We start from the raw sequence: 21313 nt of genomic DNA, 5'->3' as shown, positions 1-21313 counted from the left end.
TAGTTCCCCCTTCAGGGGTTAGGGGGTACACATCGCTTCGGCCTCGGCTTGTTTAAATCTATAGGCGTATATTAGCGTGGCAATTTTGGTTTCGGTAGTGATGTTTGATTGCAGTAGCTGGTTAATAGCTGCCCCGGCTTTAATGCCAACCGCATCATCGGCAACGGTTGCCGGCACGGGTATAATATTCCAGTTTGCCGAAGGGTTAATGCTGGTGCAAAAATGACTGAACAATTCTTCAAAAGTTTCGCTTAGTTCCAACCTGTCGGCAGATGTATTATCGTTAAACTCGCGGATGGCTTCTTTCTTTTCGCCTCCGTTGCTTAAGCCGGATGACTTTTCGGCATTGATCAGTTCTTTGGGTACCGAGAAGCCCTTGATAATGCGCGCCTCTACAGATCGCTCGGTGCTTTCAAAAAGCTTATCGTTATTTTGGATAGCATAAGGCATGAACTCCGGCTTGGCGCTTTCGTCTTCGTATTCTATCACGATGATCTTTTGTGCGCTTTTAGCTCCCTGGAAAGTGCCCAGATCTTTTTCCAGTTGCGAGGGCTCGTTAGCGTTTCCGTTGATGGAGCTGTTATCAGCCTCCTCGCGCCGGGATTGCATAAATAGCATGGTGGATGGCAGAAAGCCGGTAGTAACCTCGCGGTTATTAAAGATCTTGATCCCTGCTTCAGTCTCAAAATCCTCCCAAACAGAATCGGCTTCTATCAGCGGATAATCGCATACTTCGGGGTTAAAATAAAATAGCTGCCCTTTGTATTTATCCCAGCCGCCTGCTGCTTTAACCTGCTGTTTAATGATCGGCTCGTTGGGATTATATTCATCCATAAAAATAATCTTGCTGCGCATGATGTTTTTCCAGGTTTTGCGGCCCCAATCGTTGTAAATGGCAAACTTACCAGCAGTATCTGCATTATCGGTATCACCCATGCGGATGTCCTCAAACTTTACATAGTTTACCGATGCTATTTTAAAGTTGGCGTTATAGTTTACATGAATACCAAATCCGCGGAACAACGCTTTGTCGGACGCTATCGCCTTTAATAATTTAGCTATGGTTAAGCCCTTACTGTTGATGATCTGTTTGCCAAGCGAGGTATCTTCAAAACCATTACCGGCAATAAATTTGGCCCGCTTGTTCCAGCAATCTTTAGCCGTGGGGGATTGGCCCACCAGCTCCAGCATGCGTTGCGGGTAAGCGTTATCCATATCATAATTGAGGATGCCGAAGGTTTGGTTGGGCCTTACCAGGATGCGCCGTTCTATTTGTGGTAAGTAGGTTTTCATAATTATTGGATTACACTGAATTGAGATGATTCCATCGATTTTTTCGGTATTCGTTTTCTTTTGATCTTCGCATCGGGTTTTTCGTCTTCCGTAATTTCCGACTGCTCGTCTTGCGGACTTTGGACAAATAGGCCCGCTATGTGCGGGTATCGCTGCAAGTACCATTCGGCTTCTTTATCTGTAATGGTATCATTGCTATGCACCGCTGCCGAGTTAGGAGCGAACTGATGTAGGCCTGGTTTTAAAATATATTTTTTCATAGTAGTTGGTTCATGGTTTATAGCTCATAGTCTTTTGTTTGCTAAGGTTCATAGCTCATTACCATGAACTATGAACCATTTGCCATGAAATTTAAGCCACCAACTCTTCCAGTGCTGCAATGGTGCTGGCGTAGGTAGCTGTGCCGCTCTGTGGGGCAATAGATACAGCACGTGGCGGGTATGGCTCTTTCAGCTTATCCGGGTTGGTTAGCTTGATCTTGTAACCACCGTCTAATGTTTCATCGGCGGCGTTGCGTTCAGCTTCGGTTACGATCAGGCCGTTCACTGCACCGAACAATTCGATAGCTGAATCGCTGTCCTTATAGTTGTTTATCGCTATAGCACGTATGCGGCCGTAGCCCATGGCCATTAACTGTGCTTTAACATCGGTAGATAAACCGGCGATGTTAAAATCTATCTCTTCGGTGTAACGCGGGCCAACCTGGGTTTTGGCCAGCTTGCTCATCGTGTTAAAGCTGTTATTGGTTCCCTCAAATTTGTAAACCTTGGCCGTGCCTACTGCGGTAATATCTTTAATGATCAGCGGGTTTACTGTATCGTAAGTAAGCACAAAATCGTCCTGATTAAAAATATATACTACATCTTCGATACCCGAAGTAATTGGCCCTGCTGTGCCCAGGCTAAAGCCCGCGTTTATTTTATTGTAAATTGACATTGTTAGTTGATTAAGCCCCCTAACCCCCTGAAGGGGGGATTGTGAGAGGCAAGGTTAAAAGTTTGTATTTTGTAATTCAGCCCTCCCTTCAGGGGGTTGGGGGGCTTTTACGCCCCCAGGTAAAATAGCTCGTTGGCGAATTTGAAGTTTACGGCGGCTTTCATACGGGCCTTCATGCGTACCACGTTATCATTGGTGTAAGGCTTCATGTAAACGGTGGATAGTTCGGAAGCATCGCCTAAAAGATCTACCCCCAGGAACAGGTTTGAAGAGCGTGCGCCCAGGATGGTGTTGGCCTGCCAGTGGTTCATCAATTGTAACGGTACACCCAGGTAGTCCATCTTTTTAGGGTCTGTAAAGGCGTTCAGCACATTTACGGCTTTATCTGCCTGTGCCTGTGCGTAGGCATAGCCTACATGCAGCGGAATTTGCAGGTTAAAATCTTCCTGACTGCGGTCGGCTGGGTCTAACTGGGCATAGATGCCTGTTAATACGCCTAATACGTTGCTTGCGTTAATGTAGCTAACGGTTGCTGCTGTTGCCGTGCCGCTAAAGCTTGCCGCCTTGCGGGTGTTGATCTCGTTATAGTTGCGTACCAGCTTGAAGGTGCTTGCGCTGCCTACCTGGATAAAGTACGATTGGCCTGAAACATCTATACCTGCGCCGCCGTTGGTGGTATCTTTAATGCCGCCTGTTACGCCGTTGATGGTAACCACATCGCCATCCCTTAAGGTTGCGGTGCTGCTTACGGTAACCACACCCGATGTGCTGATGGCTGTTGCCGCCATAGAGGTATCAGATTTACCCAAGCCCACTTTGTAAACCCCGCTTGCTGCCGCGATGGATGGCAGTAAACCCGTGAATGGTGCGGTAAAAGCTGCTTCTTTGGTAGAACCTTTACCCAGCCAGTACAAACGCTCGTTAGCTATTTGTATTTTGGTAAGGTAGCGCTGTACCATAAAGTCGCTCAGGTCAACTACGCCTTCATAATCCAGGAAAGCGCCGGGTTTAAGTTGCTGGCTTTCCCATGATTGTACCAGTTTGTCCCACTGCTCCTGTTTCATGAATTCATAAACTACCGGGTCTAAGTAGCTTTCTGTTTGTTGGGCTGTGGTGCCTTGGTCTGCAAATATGCCCGATGGGTTTTGCAGTACCACATCGTCATCCACATCCAGGATGATCTTGCGTTGTTTTACGTCGTTGATAACAGTGAGCAGGCCACGCTTAACAGAGTCGGCCTCCAGTAAGGTGCTTGCCATAAATCCTGCCAGCGCTTCGCCGGCATAGGTGTTGTTTGTAAATGTGAATTGAGCCATAAAAAAGTTTGCCCCCCAGCCCCCTAAAGGGGGAGCTTTTTGATTTTAAGGTTTGCCTTAGGGAAGGTTATATGATCAGTGAGTATTTAAATTTGGTTCCCCTTCAGTGGGTTAGGGAGCCACCGCTCTTTTCACCGCGTTTTGGGCCAGCGGGCTTTGAGGTGCAAAAAAAGGCTGGGTTTCGGTTTTGGCCTTGCTGCTGCGTTTAGATCCCTCGGGGGTAAAGTCGCTTTTTATTTCGTTCTTCACTTCTTCGCGGGTTTTGGCCAGGCGGCTTTGCGCTTCTTCCAGTGCTGTTTTTGCTTCATTCAATAAAGCGTTTTGGGCATGCAGGCGGGCTTTTACTTCCTGCAGGCGGTTTTGCACTTCGCCGGGCTTTACGGGCAATTTAAACCTGGCTGCCGGCATATTTTCTTCGCCTTCCTCATCCATAGCCACCGGCGTTAGCTTTGCTACCTTGCCCTGCTTTACGGCTAATTGTTCGCCATCGGCGGTGGTGTAGGTATCGGTAACGGCAGGGGTGGTCAGGTCCTCGTCCTGGTAAACATCTGCGCCTTCGCTTAGGTCGCCGCTATGATGCAGGGTGCCTTTGTCTGTAATGGTTTGTTTGTTTACCACACGCTTAAAAAAGTTCATGATCTTGTCTAAAACCGAGGTGGTTCGTTCGATGAGTTCTTGGTTGTCTGTGTTCATAGTTGTTTTTTGGGTTAAGATCTTATTGATGCAGCGCTGGTAAACGGCGGGTGCGGTATCTGTGTATTTTTTGATGAGTGCGCTGTTGATGATGGTTTCGGTGTAATCCTCAATCGCATCTATAAAACCCAGATTTAGGGCCTGGTCGGCAGTCATCCAGGTAACGGAGTTGATCAAACTATTAACCGTAACCCCGTCTAACCCGGATTTGTCTATGTAGATCTGCGCCAGGCGCGATTGCACTACATTCAACATCTGCACATCTTTTAAAAGCTCATCTGCATTGCCACCGCTGCCTACCATTGGTTTATGGATCATGAGCAGGGCGTATTTGCTCATTACTATTTTGCTGCCTGCCATGGCTACTACCGACGCTGCCGACGCCGCCAGGGCATCAATGTGGGTGGTTACGTTGCCGGGGTACTTTTTCAGCAGATCATAAATGGCTATGGCATCAAAGGCCGAACCACCTACCGAACTGATGTGTACCGCTACATCGGCGCCGGCAGCTGCATCTAATTGTGATTTTACATAGGCGGACGATAGGCTCCCCGAGCCAATGCAATCCGTTTCGGTATCGTAGAGGTATATTTTCATTTGTTTTTAGTTTAGTCGGGATATCCGAAAGTCCGTAAGGGAACTATTGTTCGATTATTGGTTTTGAATGCTGATTGGCATAATTAACTCCTATTTTTATCCCCACTTGTTTCGGGATCTCTCAGGATTTTGCTGTTCTGCTTGGTAGTTACTTGGTTGTGGGATGCCGAAACAAGTTCAGCATGACTTTGCGATGGGTGCCTGCTGGCATGTATCAAAGGTCGGGATAATTTGTTTTGTTTTTGGTGACAGTAGTTTGTCAGTAGATCAGAATTTTCCGGATTTTAGAATTTTCAGAATGATAGTGATTAATTCTAAGAATTCCGGTTCAGATGATAATCGAACACTACAAATATCGGGACTATTATTGAATATAGTGGTGACACAGGTTTGTCAGTAGGGGTGTCTGAACTCGAATTAAACGAATAGTTGAATTTTTGGAATTGATCATATATTCTGATAATTCTTTAATTCCACAAATTCGAGTTCAGACAACTACTCCGTAAAACAATTCAATGCCCGCCATATGGTGCGTTCGTCTTTCTTAAATTTCACTTCGGCCTCTAATACTGCCTGGTTTTTGGTGATGCCGCGGGTTTGTACCTGGGCGTTTACCCACAGGTAAATTTCGCGGTAGGTGAAAACTTTGCTGGTGATAAACCCGGCCTTGTACATAGCCGAGAAAATGCCTTCGTCGAATAGTGTGTTTGCTGTTTGGATATTCATGGTGCCCCTCCCGTCCCTAAAGGGGATGCTTTTATAAATTAAATATTTTGTTGTTTGAAATTCGGTTCCCCCTTCAGGGGGTTAGGGGGCTACAGATTCACCCTATTCACCGTTTGGGCCAGTATATTTTGCTGGTTGTTTACGTCCTTCACATCCACATAAATAGGGGGGAAGTTGTTCATCATCTGGTAGGCCAGGGTGTTGGCCATGTCCTTTATATCATTAACTGGTTGGTTGTAGTAGCGGTTGGCATTGCCGCCATCGGTAAATATGCCGCCTATGGCATAGCCGCTGCCGGTGTTGGGCATCGAGAAATCCCTGCCGCCATGGGCCACGTTGATGGCACTTACCAGGTTACGCGCCCAGGGGTTGCGCATCGCTTCGGATACCACCACGGCCTCGCCGCTGCGCAGGTAGGCATTGGTATTATCTGTACGGCTATAGCCGGGGAGCAGGGCGCCGCGCCCATCGGATACGAACCTGCCGCCTTTGGCAAATGCCGGTGGTTTTTGAGCGACAATGGTAGCTATCTGCAAGGCGGTAGATGCGATAATACCGGGGATAACAAAGGGTGCAAGTATGCCGCTTTGGGCCGTGGCCTTAGTAACGGCTAAAGCCCCATTAACTACCGCCTGCAGTACCGACATCCGCTGCTCGGCTTTGAAGGCCTTTACCTTTTCCTGGTTCTCTTTTTTCTGGTATTTGTCTTCAATGGCCTTGCGTTGGGTTTCGGTGAGGCTTTTGTTGCTAAGTTCGTTCGCCTTGTCTTTTTCAAATCCTTTTATTTTGGCATCGCTACCTGCTTTAATATTATTGCCGATGATGGAGAAGGCCTTATCTGCCACCTGCTGGGCGGTGTTTAAAGCAAACTCTCTACGTTGCTGTTCGTACTTTTGGGTTAAATCGGTTTGGGCTTGCTGGCTTTTTTCTTTTAACTCTTTAATTTTCTCTTCGTTACCCTCGGCCTGGGTTATTTCATAAGCATATTTATCCTGTATTAATTTTTTTTCAGCATCAAATTGTTGCCAGGGCAGTATGGCTTTTTCAATATTCTTTTCATCCTTGTTAATCTCATTTTGCAACCTGTTGGCTTCGGCAATACTTTTAAAATGCTGCATGGTATTGGGCATGCTCTTTTCTGCAAAATCTTTTACACTGCTGCTTATGCCCTGGTGGTATTTATCCTGCAATCCCTGGCTCTGATTGTTATAATCGGCCTGGCTGATCAGCTTTTTATTTAGCTGGTCGTTTAATAATGCAAGTTCACTGTCATACGCCTTTTTCTCGTTTTCGAAGTGTTGGGCGATGGTGATAGATTGTGCGGCAATTAGATCTTCGCTGCGCAGAATATGGGGCTTGGGGGCTGGTTTAGGTTTCTTTTTAGTAGGTGTTATAATAGGGGTTGTTTGGGTATTATTAATTGCCTGAGCAATTTTATTATTGCCACCGGCAAAACTTATTAAAAAATCTATTTGATTTTGTAGTAAACGTTTTCTTAAGTCTTGTCCCTTTAGCTCATCTCTAAGTAAATCCCTGTTAGTTTGTTGCTGATCTTTTAAAGATTTTTGTTGTGCCTGGGGGGTTAACATCTCCGTTACTCTTTCACCCATCTCGCTCCTAGTGGTTACTTTTTCAGGTTCAATTTTTTTATATTCCGCATTTTTGACGTTTATAATTTTTTGTTTTAAAAAGTCGATATCTAATTGTTGGGCAGCAAGATTCTCAATTTTAGACAGTGCAGCTCTTGCACGGGCATTCTCAAAAATAGCTTTACTGAGCTCTTCATAATTTTTTTTGGCTTTACCATTTAATATATCTTCATCACTTAAATTTTTCAGATGATCGGGGAATTCTCTTTTTAATTCTTGTACACTTTTAATCCTATCACCATAACTGTTATTTATATCAGTGGCCGATCTGTATAAGAATTGTAACCTGGTGATTTCTGAAGATGCCTCTTTGTTTGAGTCCTTCATTACATCATTCAAATTTTTAAAGTTTAAAGCCATCGCGTTTACAGCATCTTTTCCGTTAAATAATGCTTTGGCAAAGTTTATGATCTCTGGAAGGAAGGCAATAATAACAGAGAGACCACCTGTTAAACCTACATACAAAGCTTTTACTTCATTTGTAAAAATTTTTATCACTCCTAACCCTGTTGAAAAGGTTGTCGACATTTCTGAAACTTTATTGTGTACTTGGTCACCGGTGGAAGCAGTTTCTTTTTGCTGATCATTTAATTTACTTAATTCATTTGTATAGCTTGACAAATTCTTATTTAAAGCGTTTATGTTACCTGAAAATGAATTTAAAGGCTGAGATAATCCATTCAGCGATTTTCGTAAACTATCGAACGATTGAGCATATTTATCTATTTGTTGTAACCCATCGCCTGTTACTTCGACATCGATGGAAATTTTGTTATCATTGGCCATATTAATTTATTAAGTTTTAAAGGGGAATTATGAAAGAATTAAAAGCGAAATCATTTTGGACAAGGGAAGATCTTACCAAATTTGTTAAAGAATTTGGCATTCAAAGAGAAGATATTTTTATTATTACCGAACCTGGGGGAGGGCCGACTTTATGGTATTATGCATAAAGGTGTAATAGCCCATTTATAAAAATATGTAAGCTGTTAAATGAGTTAATGTAGTCAATTTATTTGCTTTTGCCCATAGCCTTTTACCGTGACATCGACGGAAAGTTTTTTACACATATTTGTGTTTTTTATGCAATCTGGCATATATTGATAATAAAAAAATTGTTTTTTATAACAGAAAATTGATTTTACTTACTTCTTTTTGAAATTTGATAATTCGTTTTTACTTATATCTAACGGCATTACGTAAATATCACTATCGGCCAATATGTAATTTGCCGGCGGGGGGTAAACAGCTAAGTAATCTTTATTGAAAATCCTTTTATCGGGATTTATAAGTGCGTAAACAGCCCTTACATAATATTTACCACTAATATCTTTCACGTATCTTATTTTGTATCCTTTAAAAGTTCCTATCAATCCTGATTTGAATTGCCTCATTTTATAAATATCAAACGAAGGGCCCAGATACTTTAAATATGGTTTTAAAGTATCATTAAGCTGAGGCGATATTTTGAGTTTTTCTCCAAATGTATACCCCAAAGTATCCAAGTCTTCTTTTTTTAAAGGACGGATTAATTCCATTGTACCAAGTGCATCTATGTTTTGGTTTTTGAAATAAGTTTCTGCTATGTAAACCTTGTCACCCTCATTGAAATGATCAAACTTAACTACATAGTAGTACCCTATAACCAAATAATTGAGGTTGAAATATCCTAATAATATCACACAGGTAATGCAAACAGTGATAATCGAAATTTTAAATTTACCTCTGCGCGATTTAGTAGTACTATAACTACTTGATTTTTGTGAATCCATATTTAGGTTTTTGCTAATTTTATTGGTAAATATACGGGTGTGGTTTAAGAAAAACAAATAAAGGTTTTAATTAGGGCTGCCTTGGCTTTAGCGTTCTCGAAAATTGATTTGGTAAGCTCTTCGAAATTCTTCTTTGCATTATCATTCAGTACATCTTCGTCTTTGATCCCTTTAAAATAGGCGGGGAATTCTTTTTGTAATTCCTTTACACTTTTTATCCTGTTTTGGTGTGCATTATTCACATCAGTTGCCGATTTGTATAAAACCTGAAGCCTGGTAACTTCTGAAGCGGCGTCTTTGTTAGAAACCTTCATTACCTCATTCAAGTTTCTAAGATTATTTACCATTGCGTTTACAGCATCTTTACCATTAAAAAACGCTTTTGCAATGTTTATTATTTCGGGAAGAAATGTTGTAATAAGTGTTAAACCACCTGTTAAGACTGCTGTCCAACCTAATGTTGCTGTACGCAAATGGCTTATAACTTCAGTCCATGCAAAAAATGATGATGATATGCCTGAAACTTTACTTGCTGTACTGTCGCTACTTGCTATAAATTCCCTGTTTTGGCATTAATTTGACTTAAAGATTCTGTATATTTAGATAGATTTTTATCTAAATTATTTAGATTATTTGAAAACGAGTTAAAAGGTTGTGACAAGCTATTTATTGAGTACGTAAGCTATCAAACGATTTAACGTAGTTGTTAATTTGCTGTTCAGCATTTGAATTGACAGTTACGTCAATAGATATTTTGTTATCGTTAGTCATGTAATTATTAAGTATATTTTTATTTATGAGGAAACTGAATTATAAAATTTTTAGTGGGTGGTCGTTGGAGAAAGAGTTTGTCGACTTTATCATAATAATAATATTAGCCAAAACGATATTTTAAAGATATTTCGTGATCAAAGAAGTGGTTATTTACAATTATATTATTATACAGAAGAATAGTTAAGCCTATATATTCATCCTACGCCTATTGGTATGGGTGGTGGGACGGTTTTAGAGATAATTCGTTTATAAGTTTCTTAAACGATTAAAATATTTACTGAGGAGCACAAACTGTCAAAAGCAGCTTTATATTGAGGGATTTGATTCAAACTATAGGTATTGATACTAATATCAACATTATATTTTGATCTGACATATTTTATGATTTATATTCTATTTGGCATAATCTATTAAATAAAAAGCTTATGCTTTTTATTTAATAGATGTTATTTTATTAGTTGCAAAAAAAGGGTCTACATAAACCAGACTATCGGCTAAAGTATAACCCTCCGGTAATTCGGCATCGCTAAATTGAAAGCGATAGGTTTTTTTGTTAGGTTTAAGCGCATAAAAAGTGCCGTATATTATTTTATTCTGGTTGAGGGGTCTTAAGCGTGTGAACGATTTAGTTTCATACTCTCCAATAACTGTAATTTTGGTTTTGTATATTTCTTTTGTATCAAAATATGACATCAAATAAGTTACATACGGCTTTGAATTGGGGTTTCGGGCAACCTTTAAAAAGCGCATGCGTTGATCTCTGGACATCATAATAATATCTTTAATTTCTTTTTCCGTCATCGGCCTTATCATTCGTAAAGCTGCAACTACAGTTTCTTTACTTTTTGTATCGATCAAGGCATTTGAGGCATACACCTTATCCCCCCGTTCAAATTTTTCAGTTTTAAATGTGTAAATATAAGCTGCATATAGCTTATTGAAATTAAAAAAAATAAGTAGCCCTGCTGCTAAAAAAATAATAGCCGCATATCCGCTTCTCATAAGAAGTTTGCGTTTTTTTGATTGATTTACTGCAGATAATTGATTTAAAGGCATAATTTAGGTTTTGCTAATTTTATTGGTAAATATAAAAATGAGATTTGGCAAATGCAAATAAAGTTTTAACCAAAACTTCCCTGGCTTTATAGTTTAAGTTACCCCAGCTTCACCAACTCTACCTTTACGGGTTGGTCTTTACGCCAACTATCTATTTTATTGATGTAATAATAGGCGCTGTCCTGCTCCAGGTAAATAGGTATCAGCAGGTCCAGCTCCAGAATGTCGCGTGGCGAGAGCATAAAAAAGCGGTCTACCTTTTTGGTTTGCTGCAGTATCTTCTCCAGTTCGGGGTAGTAATTGTTTTTCAGTCCTTTTAACGAGCCTGCTGTGCCGGGCATATCGCTAAAGCACAGGTTAAAGTCGCCGTCGGGTTTGTAAAAATACGGGGTAGATATAGTATCGTTGTAAACGCGGGTTGTGGTGCCGTCTGTAAAAGTTATGGCTTTACTCAAATTTAACAAATTCACCTTTTTATCTATCAGCAGCCGGGGTGCTGTACTAACGTTGTATTCGGTATTGGCAGCGTCGGTATGGTCTACCTTATCTATCAGGGCTATGGTACCGTTGATAAACGAGCGGTTTAAGGTGGGGGCGAACTGGCTTTCGAAAAGGGTGGTAGTGGCAGGCAGGGTTTTATCTTTTACCTCTATCTGTGCATCGCCGTACTTTTTGGGCAGAATGTTATCGTCCTCCTTATTTTTAAGGTAGTTAACCTGCGCGTACCCACCCAGTTGGAAGGATATGTTTTTGCCCTGGTCCAGGCATTTGGCCGTCCAGTTTTTGGCAGCGGGGATGCGCTCCACAATATCCCTGAACGATGCGAAGGTGATGGTGCGATTGGTATTGTCTGTTTGGCAAATGATGCCGAAACGCTGCAGGATGTCCTTCAAAAAATCCTTTTGGCCAATATCCGGGAAGATGCGCTCGCATTGCACCGGCTGCTTATACAATACATTCAGGTTTAGGGTCTTAATAATAAGCGATGCGCCTTCGTATAAGGTAAAAGAGGCATGGGTATTACCAAAAAATTCATACCGGATGCTGATCTCATCACCAACAGTTAGTTCGGCATCAGCAGAAAGTATTCGCTGTTCAAATTCGTGCCAGCCATAGATATTACCGCCGTTTCCGGATATACGGTCGTTATTATTCCATTCAGAAAAATCGTAGTTAAGTACCGATAGCTGCTCATCGCCCAGGCTGCTATGTTTATAAATAATTATGTTGACAGATGCGGGGTATCCGGTAACACGCCCCTGCAGCCTGAATTTTGGGATCTTTACGCTGACGTTTACTGTACTTACGTTGCGGGCCGTAAACCTGGTGCCGTTGTATTGCTGCAACTGATCGGCCCCGATGTTGCTGAAGGGTATAATACCCGCATTATCACGTACGGTTAAATGGTTTACATTCAGCGTTGGCTTAATGTAAGCCGTGGCCCCGTAATAATCTGGCTGGTTTTGAATATCGCTGCCGTGTTCAAAATTATCGTTGGCAAATTGTACAATCAATTTATCATACAAAGGCTGTTTTAATAAAAACGAGTTGGGGTTTATTTTATAACCGGCTTGTTTGGCCATCAGTTCGATAGCGGTTTTTACAAAAAAGCCGGGGCGCATATCCCTTACGTCCATCATCACCGGGTCTGTAGGGTACAATAGCCGGCCATAATCTACCACCGGCCAGATCCAGCCTTCGGTACGGGTTTGTGATGCCAATACGTTATCAATGGTCCAGCTGTGTTCATAGGATTGAAATATTTTTTGCAAGCCCACGGTGGTTGTGCTATCGCCCATGTCATATATTTTATAATCGATAGCGTCAAAAAAATCAACGTTGCCGCTAAGTATGGTAATGGCTGCGGTATCGTTTTCGATGTTATTTAACACAGCTATACCTGCAGGCACAATCTCCAGCCCATCCTGAATAATTTTAGCCTGATAATTATCATAAGGCAGATTGGTGGTAAAAGCCACCTCATCCGGAAAGCCCAGGATCTGCCGGTTGCGCTGGGTTAACGGCAGCTTAAACTGGTTGCTGGTGTTGCCCTGCTGGTTTTTAACCTCGGCCAGGTTGTTGATCTGGAAGGTAAGCGCAATAGGGCTGTCGTCGCTCAGGTCAACCAGTTCGTCGTTGATATATAGTTGGAGTTGGGTCATGGGGTTTGAAAAGGTCCATAGTCCATGGTCGATAGTCCATGGCTTTGGAGCATTAAATATCGGTTAGTAAAATGTATTGCTATTGACTATCGACCATGGACTATGGCCTAAAATTACTGCGCCTGTATATTTATAGCCGGCAGATTAAAGGTTAGGCTGAACGGCGCCTGGCCGTTGCGGGTTTCGTATTCGCTGTAAGTGGCGGTGTTGATAACGATGGTTTGCCATTTTACCGGGTTTTTGTTCACCAGCATTTGCACCTTGGGCGAATATTTGATGGATTGCAGGCCCTTAATGTCTGCTACGGAGAGATCCTCGGCCATGACTTTTACTTTTTGGCCCGCCGTTTTGCTGATCACCTCTTCGATACTGTCCTGATTTGCCCAGTCGCTTACGTAGTTTTTGATGATGACGGCGTTCTGCACATCCAGGCTTACTTCCTGGTTGTACACAAAGCGGTAGTAGTTCCAGCTGCCGCTTAAGCCTATCCAGCGCAGATAGATACTCTGGTCGTCCACTGCATCATCCATCCGGATGGTTTGGGTTTGGGTAATCGCGTGGGCTATACCATCCTCATCGTTATATTTAAGGATGAGGCTGATATAATAAACCTCATCGCTAAAGGGGCCTTTTACAAGTAACCGGTTTAATCCCAATTGCCCCGGTACCGGCAATACCGACTGGCTTTGCCTGGCAATTACCAGCCTGCTGCCATCACTGTTCAGTAACCACGATCCATCTTCATTTAATAAATAGCTGCTTTGTGTGCCGCCTGGTAATGGGCTGCGGTTAATATCCAGCAGGGTAAGTTCGGCATATAATTCCCTGCCCACCAAATCGTCACTGTAAATAAAGCTGATATCAAAGGGGTAGCCGTTGCTGTATGCCGGCTCTGCAAAATCGGTTATCCACCGGGCTTTACCGGCACCGTTAGGGGTGCTTGCAAACGGCACATAAGCCGCCAGGTTGCCGCCATAAAGCTCGCCCAATTGTTTGGCCGCGTAAACCACATAAAAAGGGTGATCTATGCTGCTATAAGTTGTGGTATGGCCTTCGGGCGTGTCATCATCCCAATGTTCGGCGTACGATACCTGGTAGCTGGCGCTCAGGTTAAGGTCGCGGTGGTTGGTTTGCGTGTAATCGCTTTCGTCTTTGGCGCGCAGCAGGCTTTGCAAAAAATTAGACAGATCTGCCCGGATGATGCCGCGGTTATTGGGGCGGTTGGTAGATGTAATGTTGCTTTGGCGGCCCGTTATCTTATCAAAAAAGCTGATGCGGGTAAGCATTTTGTAATAGGGCCGCAAGCGGTTAATGTTGATGAAGCCCGTACTGTTTGCTGTAAACGGCGCATCAATAACCAATACGGCCGGTAAGTACGCAGCAGGTGAATAAATACTTGTTACGCTGTATGTGCCTGTACATACCGGGGTTTCGATGTAGATCCTATCGCCCGGCTGCACGGCAGCTATATCAGCATCTACAGATACCCGGGTAGTGCCGGTTTCGGTATGCAGCTGCAGGCTGGTAACCGCAAAATCCTTACGCTGATAGGTAAACACAACAGGGTTAAAGGCGGCATTCCAGCGCGATACATTGCCGCCGGGCAGGGTAACCGTCGGATCGGCCTGTAATAGGCTGTTTACAGTAGGGACAAAAACCGACCGGTTAAGCGCATAATCGGCAGAATCAATAACCGTTATTGTGTAATTGCCGCCGGCCAGCCCGGTAAATACGGGCGATGACTGGGTAAGGCTGCCATTTAGCTGATAGGCAAGCGGCAGATAGTTGGAATAAGCGTCAACCGTAATTTCACCGTTGGCCGCACCGGGTGCAGATTCCGGGCGGGCTACCGTAACACTGTTTATCCGTATTTCGCTAAATAGCGGTAAGGGATTGGCTATAGCACCTCCGTCGCCCTCTGTTACCGATACAAAATCAAAACTTTTTAAGGTAGATGACAGTACCTCGCGGCTGCTGTTAAAATTTACCCGGCCAATTTCGCCTTCATAAATAACCAGTTTCATGCCCGGTACGGTTACGGTGTTTACACTGGTATTGCCGTATTCGTCGGTAACCCTGTAGGTTACCCTGCAGTTGTTACCATTGGTGGGCTGCCCGGTTGCGGTATCAAAAATTTCTATGGATACCCGTGCCTGCTGCGATTGGCTGCCATACGTATCCAGCGTAACAGCGTGCAGGTGGTAGGTGTTGATATAGGCTACTAAATTCATTTTTTATGTGATAGTTGTTTTATGTATATGGGTAAAGCCTCAAAAGAAATTTGATGTGCGGCTTGGCGTTTGGTTAACAATGCGGTATATTCCGATTGGAATAATACATTATGGCACAATTAATTAAGAGCGTTGGGTAGTGCGATCCATCTTAGCAGGAGGGTTGCAGTAGGAAAGGGGATAGTCGCCTAAACCCCTCCCTGCTACTACACAGGCTAACGCACCCTTCCAAAAAGAGGAGATGTTATTATTCGGAAGAAATAAAGGCGTATGAAGATTGATTTAGATGTATCCGGACTAAAAAAAAAGCTACATCATCATGTTACTAAGAAAAATATCAAAACAAAATAACGCAGAAGCTATGATGCTTGAGAATGTTTTGGAAAGATATAATATTACTGAGCGTAATATTATCATCAAAAGAAGAAATTAATTATACCAATCTCAGATGCTGGCTATCCATATATTGGCAATACTCAGCTTTCAGTTTAACCACCTCATCGTAATCAGCTTTTAATGCCAAATCACGTATTGACTGATTCGCAATTCCATCATATCTTGAACTTTTTGAGTATTTATACAGCCTTTTATATGTTGTCCAAATTTCAGGTGGAATTGTTGTTACAGGTTTTGCAGTACGGCCAGGGTCAAAATTATTAAAAATATCATAATGGCTTTCACCTATGAGAGTGTTCCTTTTCTTACCAAGCGCTTTTAGCAAATGAATAGCTATATAAAATATAACTGTTATTTTCCAGTCGTAAAATTTAGAAGGATAGTTGGACTTAATACACTCTAAGAAATTTTTATTGTGTATAGCTTGCTGATGATATTCGTTCATTAAACTAAAGCAATCTCTTCAACATCAATTTGACCTACAGCTTCTTTTGGAAGAAAGGAAACGTTTATAGGAAGTACAGCATTTATTTTTAAGTTTTCATAATGATCTAATAACTGAAAAAATACTTCTCTGTTTTCCGTATTGTCTTCATTTAAGACCATAAAATAATTAATGCCTGTGGTTGTAGAATATTTGTACAGCTTATTAATAAAAGTTTGCTTTGTTCGCATGTAAGCTACAACATAGATGTCAACATATTTTAATAACTCAGCGTGATATCTTTTTAAGGCATCAATGTTAAATGTTAATGGATCTATGGCCAATTGCTCAATAAGTTGAGCAAGCCCCGTTTTAGCGCCAGAGGATAGCAGTTCTTTTGAATGTTCAGCTGTGCTTTTTATTTGGTCAAGCACAAAGTGAACAAACCCGTCAGTGTTAGTGCTCGGTGAGGTGGCGGAGGCTGTTACGGTACTCATGGCGTTGTTGGCAATTTCGACTTTTTGCTGTTTACAATTATAAACAAAAAATTATTGAAAAATGTGTGCAAACTTATAGATTTATTTTCATGTACGAAAGTCATGTTTAAATATCCATTAAAAGGAATCAATTTCTCATTGATCTTGGCAAGCTGGTTACTCGTCTACGAGGATTTTTTACAGGATATAATTTACAAGAAAGCTATGAACTATGTTTAATACACATCGTAATACATAGTATTTAATGTTACCGTTAAGCCTACGCCTGTTGTATTTACATCAAACTTGTTATAAACGGGTACACATTTGGCTTTCTCGCCTGCTTTAATGCGGAAATAGCGGCCTTCGCCATCGCGGTATTTACCGGCTTTTACTATAAACTGGTTGGCCATGCGCAGGGCCTGCTGCACATAGGTTTCGTTTTCGGCAGTGAATTGCCCAAACTCAGTTTTATACAAAAACTCCAGGTATAAAGTAAAAACGTTATTTACCGAGCCGTTTACCTGCGGCGATACCACAATGGGCTGCATAGGGTACATAAACACGCAGGGGAAGTTTGCATTATCTGCAAGGGTGTTCAATTCTTTTTCGGTGCCGTATAAAAAAGCAGGGGCGGCGTTAAGGGTTTGGGTGATAGCTTCTATTTGATTGCGCATATAGGTGAAGCCCCCAACCCCCTGAAGGGGGAGCTTTTTGAATTGAAATTACTTACAGGGATAAGTTTATCGTAAATTTTGTTCCCCCTTCAGGGGGTTAGGGGGCTAATTCGCCATACCTTTTCTGATACTCGGCTTCGGTTTTGTTTAGAAGCAGTTTGGTAAGGATGCGTTCGTACGGCATGGCCAGTATTTGGTTCCATTTAGTGATATCGCCGCCGGCAAGGGCATTTACGGTGTTGATGTACCTGAACTTTTCAAACGCATGTACGCCCGCACGTTTCTCCAAAGCTGTAGCAGCAGATGCCAAAAGCCTGTTTTCGGTTTCGATAAGTTTGGATAGCTCATAAAAAAATGTTTGGCTATGGGCAGCGCCTCCGTTACCCTTAGTTTTTTAACGGTTTCTGTAAATGCAGCCGCCGCGTATTCATCATATTGTTTGCCGGTTACCAGGCAGTAAAAATAATGAGCCAAAACCTTGCAGCAGGCCGTTAGCGAGGGGTTAAAGTAATCCTGCCAGTTATCTTCACCATAAATTTTAATGTGTTCGGCAATTTCATCTGCAATCACATCCCGCGCGGCCATAAAGGCGCCTGCAGGTTCTACAGACAGATTATTGATCACTTTTACCGTAATGCCTTTGCCATCAATAGCAAAACTTACTTTTTTTGGAATGTCATCGCTGTTGTACAGGTACTTTATCTGTTGCGATAAGGCAAGCACGGCATCGGCAAAAACCATAAATTCGCCTGCATCCTTTACCGATTGCAGATCGGTTACCGGTACGCCCGACAGGATGCTGATCGCATCCAGGTCGCCCAGGTCGGGTTTATCCTGCAGGGCCATCATCTGGCCCAATGTTACTTCGTTTAATTGCGAGGGAATACTTACCCGCAGTTTGCCGCGTGTGGTTATCAATGTTCTTTCTATCATATTTTATTAGCCGGAGCCCCCCAACCCCCTGAAGGGGGAGCTTTTGATTGAAATATTAATACAGGGATAAGTTGAATATAAATTCTGTTAACCTTTAGGGAGGGTAACTATATACCAGTTGGGACAAATGGGTTAGCTATCCAAAGAAGGGAATATCTCCTCAAACATTTTTTTAGCTTTGTCTTTTATAGCATCGATATCCTTATTTCTGTTGTTTACCATTAGATAGGTACTATGTTCAGAATCTCGATGGTGCGTAAATGTTTCTACTCCGAATAAGCGTATAACAGCGCTTTTATAGACTGTAAATCTTTTTGTTTCCTGTTTAGCCTCTTCGAAATCACCTTTTATAATAGTAGCTCCTAAAAAACCAAAGCTAGCTTGTTTATTTTGGGTGTAGATAGAGAGCATTATTCTAATACAGGTTGATATAATCCTTGAACACTTGTTTTCGCCGGTAAGTAAATTATACTTTAGGGGGTTGTTTTTGTGTTTTTTTAGATAATATTTTATAATATAAATATCATCAGTATAAACTTCTACCTCTACAAGGTAATAGATTCCAGATCTGAAACTATAAGTAATAACTTCTTTAAGATGTTTTTTGTTATGTGCTTTATCTGAACCTACTTTACAAAAACGGTAAGGTTTATCAAACACTTATGGGAGCAGATATTTGTAAACAGAAGGTCTAATAGAATTAATTTCTTCGAGTGTGATACGAACCAAATTTGACTTTTTAACTAAAGATAACTTACCGCCATTATATGCTGTGGTGCTATGCTTATAATCATGAAGTATTTGTACGTAAGATTTATTGATAAACCCACCCATGTGTCAGAGTTTTTATTGTTGTTGTTGTTAGTGCTAATGCTATTAATAGTACTAATACTTGCAAACATAACTAAATGTTTCATATAATGTAACAGCTTGTAATGCATCTACATATATTGATTATTGCAAATGTGTTTTCAAATAATAAGCATGGACCTTTACACTTGCCAATAGAAGCAATTATAAACGTTTTAAACAGTTCTGTTGCATTTATAATGTAACTATATGTAATAATAAAGTTATGCCTTAAAAGTCTTTAAATAAGCTTTAATGCCTTTATTGAGAATTATTATAAATTGCAATTTAATTGTAATTAATTATTGCCTGTCTTTTGTCGCTTTTATTAACAGCTATGTTTATCATTTGTACAAGCGTTACTTCGTTTAATTGCGAGGGAATACTTACCCGCAGTTTGCCGCGTGTGGTTATCAATGTTCTTTCTATCATATTTTATTAGCCGGAGCCCCCCAACCCCCTGAAGGGGGAGCTTTTGATTGAAATATTAATACAGGGATAAGTTGGTAAAATTCCGTACCCGCTTCAGGGGATTATGGGGTAACCCAGCAGTTCTTCTAAAACTCCCCCTTCAGGGGGCGGGGGGGCCGGCAGCCTGCTTTTGATGCCCATACCGCTTTTGGTGTTTAGCTTGTTGAGCGCTACATACCGCAGCGGGTCTATCAGGTGGTTGCAGCTATCTATCGGTTGGTTAATGGTTTTGCCGTTTTGGTCGGTTTTCCACCTGTACTTGCCCAGTTCTTTGCGCAGGTTTACGCTGTTGCGGGTAACGTTCAGCTTATATCTTTTCAGGATATCTATGGAATGGGCAACGCTGTCTGCACCCTTTTTGGCGCCCGTAACAAACCAGCCCTGCCGTTTCAGTTCTTCTATCGATTTAGGTTCGGCGCTATCGGCTATGATCTCGGTAGCTTTGCCGATGCGATGCTGCCGTAACCTGGCGGCTATATCCGTATTGGTAAGGCCGGTTTCATAAAACAGTTCCTCTATCCACAATTCGCCGTTTTGCTTATACACCAGCAGGCAGCCGGTTTCATCAATAGTGAAGCCAAAATCAAGGCCGGCGGCTATCAGCCCGGCATCCGGCGGTATTTGTTCGCAAACATGCCAGTTATTGAATACCAGGCCGCTTATTTTACCGGTAAGGCCGCGGGCATAAACTTTCCAAAGTTCCAGGTCTTCGTTTTTCAGGGCTTCTATTTTAGCCCTTAGCGGGGCATCTGCAAAAGGGTTGTGCCGATGGTCGGATATTAAAAGCTGTACACCGGGTTTGCCTATCAGTTTTTCGTGCACCCAAAAGCCGGTGTTGGGGTTATAATCTATATAGATCCGTTTTTTGGTACGCAGGGCCAGTTCGGTGTACACATCCCAGGCAATACCATTGGCTTCGTTCACAAAAAGGTAATCGCGCTTACCGCTTTTGGCATCCTGCGCGTTTTCGTAACTTTTAAATTCAATGATACTGCCGTTATAAAATTCATAGATCCGGTTGCTGATATGATAATTTTTTACCAGGCGCTGCAGCAGGGCAGATGCATCATAAATGTGGTGCGCATCGCGCAAGGCGCCCGATTTAAGGTTAGGCATATCCTGCCCCACCACGGTAATTACCTGCTTTGGATTAGCTGCGGCCAGGCAAAACAATACCTGCTCAATAGCGTAGGTTTTGCCAGAACTGGTGCCGCCCTGGTTGATAACCACATTAGCCGTAGCCATATAATTATGTTTAAATAAGATAGTAGTTTTAGGATGCATACAGCCTGATATATAAGATAAGCTATGTAAGTTTCTTCCGGATGTGGCTTGAGCGGGTAGCCACTGCTGCCGGGCAGTTTGGGGGGCAAATTCGGGTAAAAAAGGCCGGTTAATCTATCCGTACATCTTTTTCATTAGAAGCCAGCCCCGGGCCCGAATCAATAATTTCTATCGTTACTGTTTTAGGCAGTTCTTTTAAAAAGTCATCGGCTTTTTCATTCCAGCCCAGGTTCTTCAAAAAAAATATGGCCCCGGTTGATGATTGATAATGAAGCTTTTTTTCGTATTCGGCTTCTACTTTTAACCGGGCCTTTTTGGCAAGTTTTGCAAACTTACCGTCGCGTTCATAAGCTTCCAGTTCGCTTATGCTGGTAAATCCCAGGGCTAATGCTAACCCGGATAGGGTAGCAGGCTCCGGCTCGCGGTCCCAAACTTTCTGGTCAATAAGGTCGGTTTTGTCTTTCGCATTCCTGGCCGGTACTTTTTCTATATGATACTCCCCTTGTATAGCGCTAAAATAGCGGGCAATTCGCGCTCTGAATGCTTTAATGGTTTTAAGTTGTTTCATGAAAATGGCGCTTAATGTATTTTATGCCGG

At 42.3% G+C, this 21313-nt stretch carries 22 protein-coding genes; 1 reads left to right on the top strand and 21 read right to left on the bottom strand.

Annotated features, from left to right (window positions below; translation table 11 throughout):
• Window positions 1-18: 18 nt before the first annotated feature.
• From E2R65_RS03370 to E2R65_RS03340, 7 genes are all read right to left on the bottom strand, one after another.
• Window positions 19-1293: a hypothetical protein gene (locus E2R65_RS03370; RefSeq protein WP_134335057.1), complete on the bottom strand. Its 1275-nt coding sequence runs from the start codon at window positions 1291-1293 to the stop codon at window positions 19-21.
• Window positions 1294-1295: 2 nt separating this feature from the next.
• A complete protein-coding gene (locus E2R65_RS03365; protein WP_134335056.1) occupies window positions 1296-1553 on the bottom strand; it encodes a hypothetical protein in 258 nt (85 codons plus the stop codon).
• 91 nt (window positions 1554-1644) lie between these two features.
• Complete coding sequence (locus E2R65_RS03360) at window positions 1645-2229, bottom strand: hypothetical protein (protein ID WP_134335055.1); 585 nt, start codon at window positions 2227-2229, stop codon at window positions 1645-1647.
• A 107-nt stretch (window positions 2230-2336) separates the two neighbouring features.
• Complete coding sequence (locus E2R65_RS03355) at window positions 2337-3545, bottom strand: hypothetical protein (protein WP_134335054.1); 1209 nt, start codon at window positions 3543-3545, stop codon at window positions 2337-2339.
• A gap of 111 nt (window positions 3546-3656) precedes the next feature.
• Complete coding sequence (locus tag E2R65_RS03350) at window positions 3657-4835, bottom strand: head maturation protease, ClpP-related (protein WP_134335053.1); 1179 nt, start codon at window positions 4833-4835, stop codon at window positions 3657-3659.
• A 495-nt stretch (window positions 4836-5330) separates the two neighbouring features.
• Window positions 5331-5561: a hypothetical protein gene (locus tag E2R65_RS03345; RefSeq protein ID WP_134335052.1), complete on the bottom strand. Its 231-nt coding sequence runs from the start codon at window positions 5559-5561 to the stop codon at window positions 5331-5333.
• Between the two features lie 89 nt (window positions 5562-5650).
• Window positions 5651-7738, bottom strand: a complete 2088-nt coding sequence (locus E2R65_RS03340; RefSeq protein WP_134335051.1) for a hypothetical protein — start codon at window positions 7736-7738, stop codon at window positions 5651-5653.
• Between the two features lie 287 nt (window positions 7739-8025).
• On the opposite strand from E2R65_RS03340, the gene E2R65_RS19570 reads away from it, so the two are divergent.
• Window positions 8026-8163, top strand: a complete 138-nt coding sequence (locus tag E2R65_RS19570) for a hypothetical protein (RefSeq protein ID WP_158285207.1) — start codon at window positions 8026-8028, stop codon at window positions 8161-8163.
• Window positions 8164-8355: 192 nt separating this feature from the next.
• Here E2R65_RS19570 and E2R65_RS03335 read toward each other — a convergent pair whose 3' ends face one another.
• The 14 genes from E2R65_RS03335 to E2R65_RS03270 form a co-directional block, all read right to left on the bottom strand.
• Window positions 8356-8982, bottom strand: coding sequence for a hypothetical protein (locus E2R65_RS03335; protein WP_134335050.1), 627 nt, complete (start codon window positions 8980-8982; stop codon window positions 8356-8358).
• Between the two features lie 44 nt (window positions 8983-9026).
• A complete protein-coding gene (locus E2R65_RS19565) occupies window positions 9027-9455 on the bottom strand; it encodes a hypothetical protein (RefSeq protein ID WP_158285206.1) in 429 nt (142 codons plus the stop codon).
• Window positions 9456-10188: 733 nt separating this feature from the next.
• On the bottom strand, window positions 10189-10812 hold the full coding sequence (locus E2R65_RS03320) for a hypothetical protein (protein ID WP_134335047.1): 624 nt from the start codon (window positions 10810-10812) through the stop codon (window positions 10189-10191).
• A gap of 98 nt (window positions 10813-10910) precedes the next feature.
• The gene (locus E2R65_RS03315) at window positions 10911-12974 is read right to left on the bottom strand and encodes a hypothetical protein (protein WP_134335046.1); all 2064 of its coding nucleotides are present in this window, start codon (window positions 12972-12974) and stop codon (window positions 10911-10913) included.
• A 113-nt stretch (window positions 12975-13087) separates the two neighbouring features.
• Complete coding sequence (locus E2R65_RS03310) at window positions 13088-15205, bottom strand: hypothetical protein (protein WP_134335045.1); 2118 nt, start codon at window positions 15203-15205, stop codon at window positions 13088-13090.
• A gap of 433 nt (window positions 15206-15638) precedes the next feature.
• The gene (locus tag E2R65_RS03305) at window positions 15639-16046 is read right to left on the bottom strand and encodes a hypothetical protein (protein WP_134335044.1); all 408 of its coding nucleotides are present in this window, start codon (window positions 16044-16046) and stop codon (window positions 15639-15641) included.
• The gene (locus E2R65_RS03300; protein WP_134335043.1) at window positions 16046-16522 is read right to left on the bottom strand and encodes a hypothetical protein; all 477 of its coding nucleotides are present in this window, start codon (window positions 16520-16522) and stop codon (window positions 16046-16048) included. Before E2R65_RS03300 ends, E2R65_RS03305 begins: the two co-directional genes overlap by 1 nt.
• Before the next feature lie 215 nt (window positions 16523-16737).
• Window positions 16738-17178: a hypothetical protein gene (locus E2R65_RS03295; protein WP_134335042.1), complete on the bottom strand. Its 441-nt coding sequence runs from the start codon at window positions 17176-17178 to the stop codon at window positions 16738-16740.
• 97 nt (window positions 17179-17275) lie between these two features.
• The gene (locus E2R65_RS03290; protein WP_134335041.1) at window positions 17276-17467 is read right to left on the bottom strand and encodes a hypothetical protein; all 192 of its coding nucleotides are present in this window, start codon (window positions 17465-17467) and stop codon (window positions 17276-17278) included.
• Window positions 17410-18111, bottom strand: coding sequence for a hypothetical protein (locus tag E2R65_RS03285; RefSeq protein ID WP_134335040.1), 702 nt, complete (start codon window positions 18109-18111; stop codon window positions 17410-17412). Before E2R65_RS03285 ends, E2R65_RS03290 begins: the two co-directional genes overlap by 58 nt.
• A gap of 132 nt (window positions 18112-18243) precedes the next feature.
• Window positions 18244-18771, bottom strand: coding sequence for a hypothetical protein (locus E2R65_RS03280; protein ID WP_134335039.1), 528 nt, complete (start codon window positions 18769-18771; stop codon window positions 18244-18246).
• Window positions 18772-19248: 477 nt separating this feature from the next.
• The gene (locus E2R65_RS19560) at window positions 19249-19392 is read right to left on the bottom strand and encodes a hypothetical protein (RefSeq protein WP_158285205.1); all 144 of its coding nucleotides are present in this window, start codon (window positions 19390-19392) and stop codon (window positions 19249-19251) included.
• 93 nt (window positions 19393-19485) lie between these two features.
• Window positions 19486-20676: a PBSX family phage terminase large subunit gene (locus tag E2R65_RS03275; RefSeq protein ID WP_158285204.1), complete on the bottom strand. Its 1191-nt coding sequence runs from the start codon at window positions 20674-20676 to the stop codon at window positions 19486-19488.
• 148 nt (window positions 20677-20824) lie between these two features.
• On the bottom strand, window positions 20825-21283 hold the full coding sequence (locus E2R65_RS03270) for a terminase small subunit (protein WP_134335037.1): 459 nt from the start codon (window positions 21281-21283) through the stop codon (window positions 20825-20827).
• Window positions 21284-21313 lie beyond the last annotated feature (30 nt).

The organism is Mucilaginibacter phyllosphaerae, from assembly GCF_004378255.1.
GTDB lineage: Bacteria > Bacteroidota > Bacteroidia > Sphingobacteriales > Sphingobacteriaceae > Mucilaginibacter > Mucilaginibacter phyllosphaerae.
The sequence above is the reverse complement of the archived record's forward strand: the minus strand, read 5'-3'. Positions and strand labels throughout refer to the sequence as shown.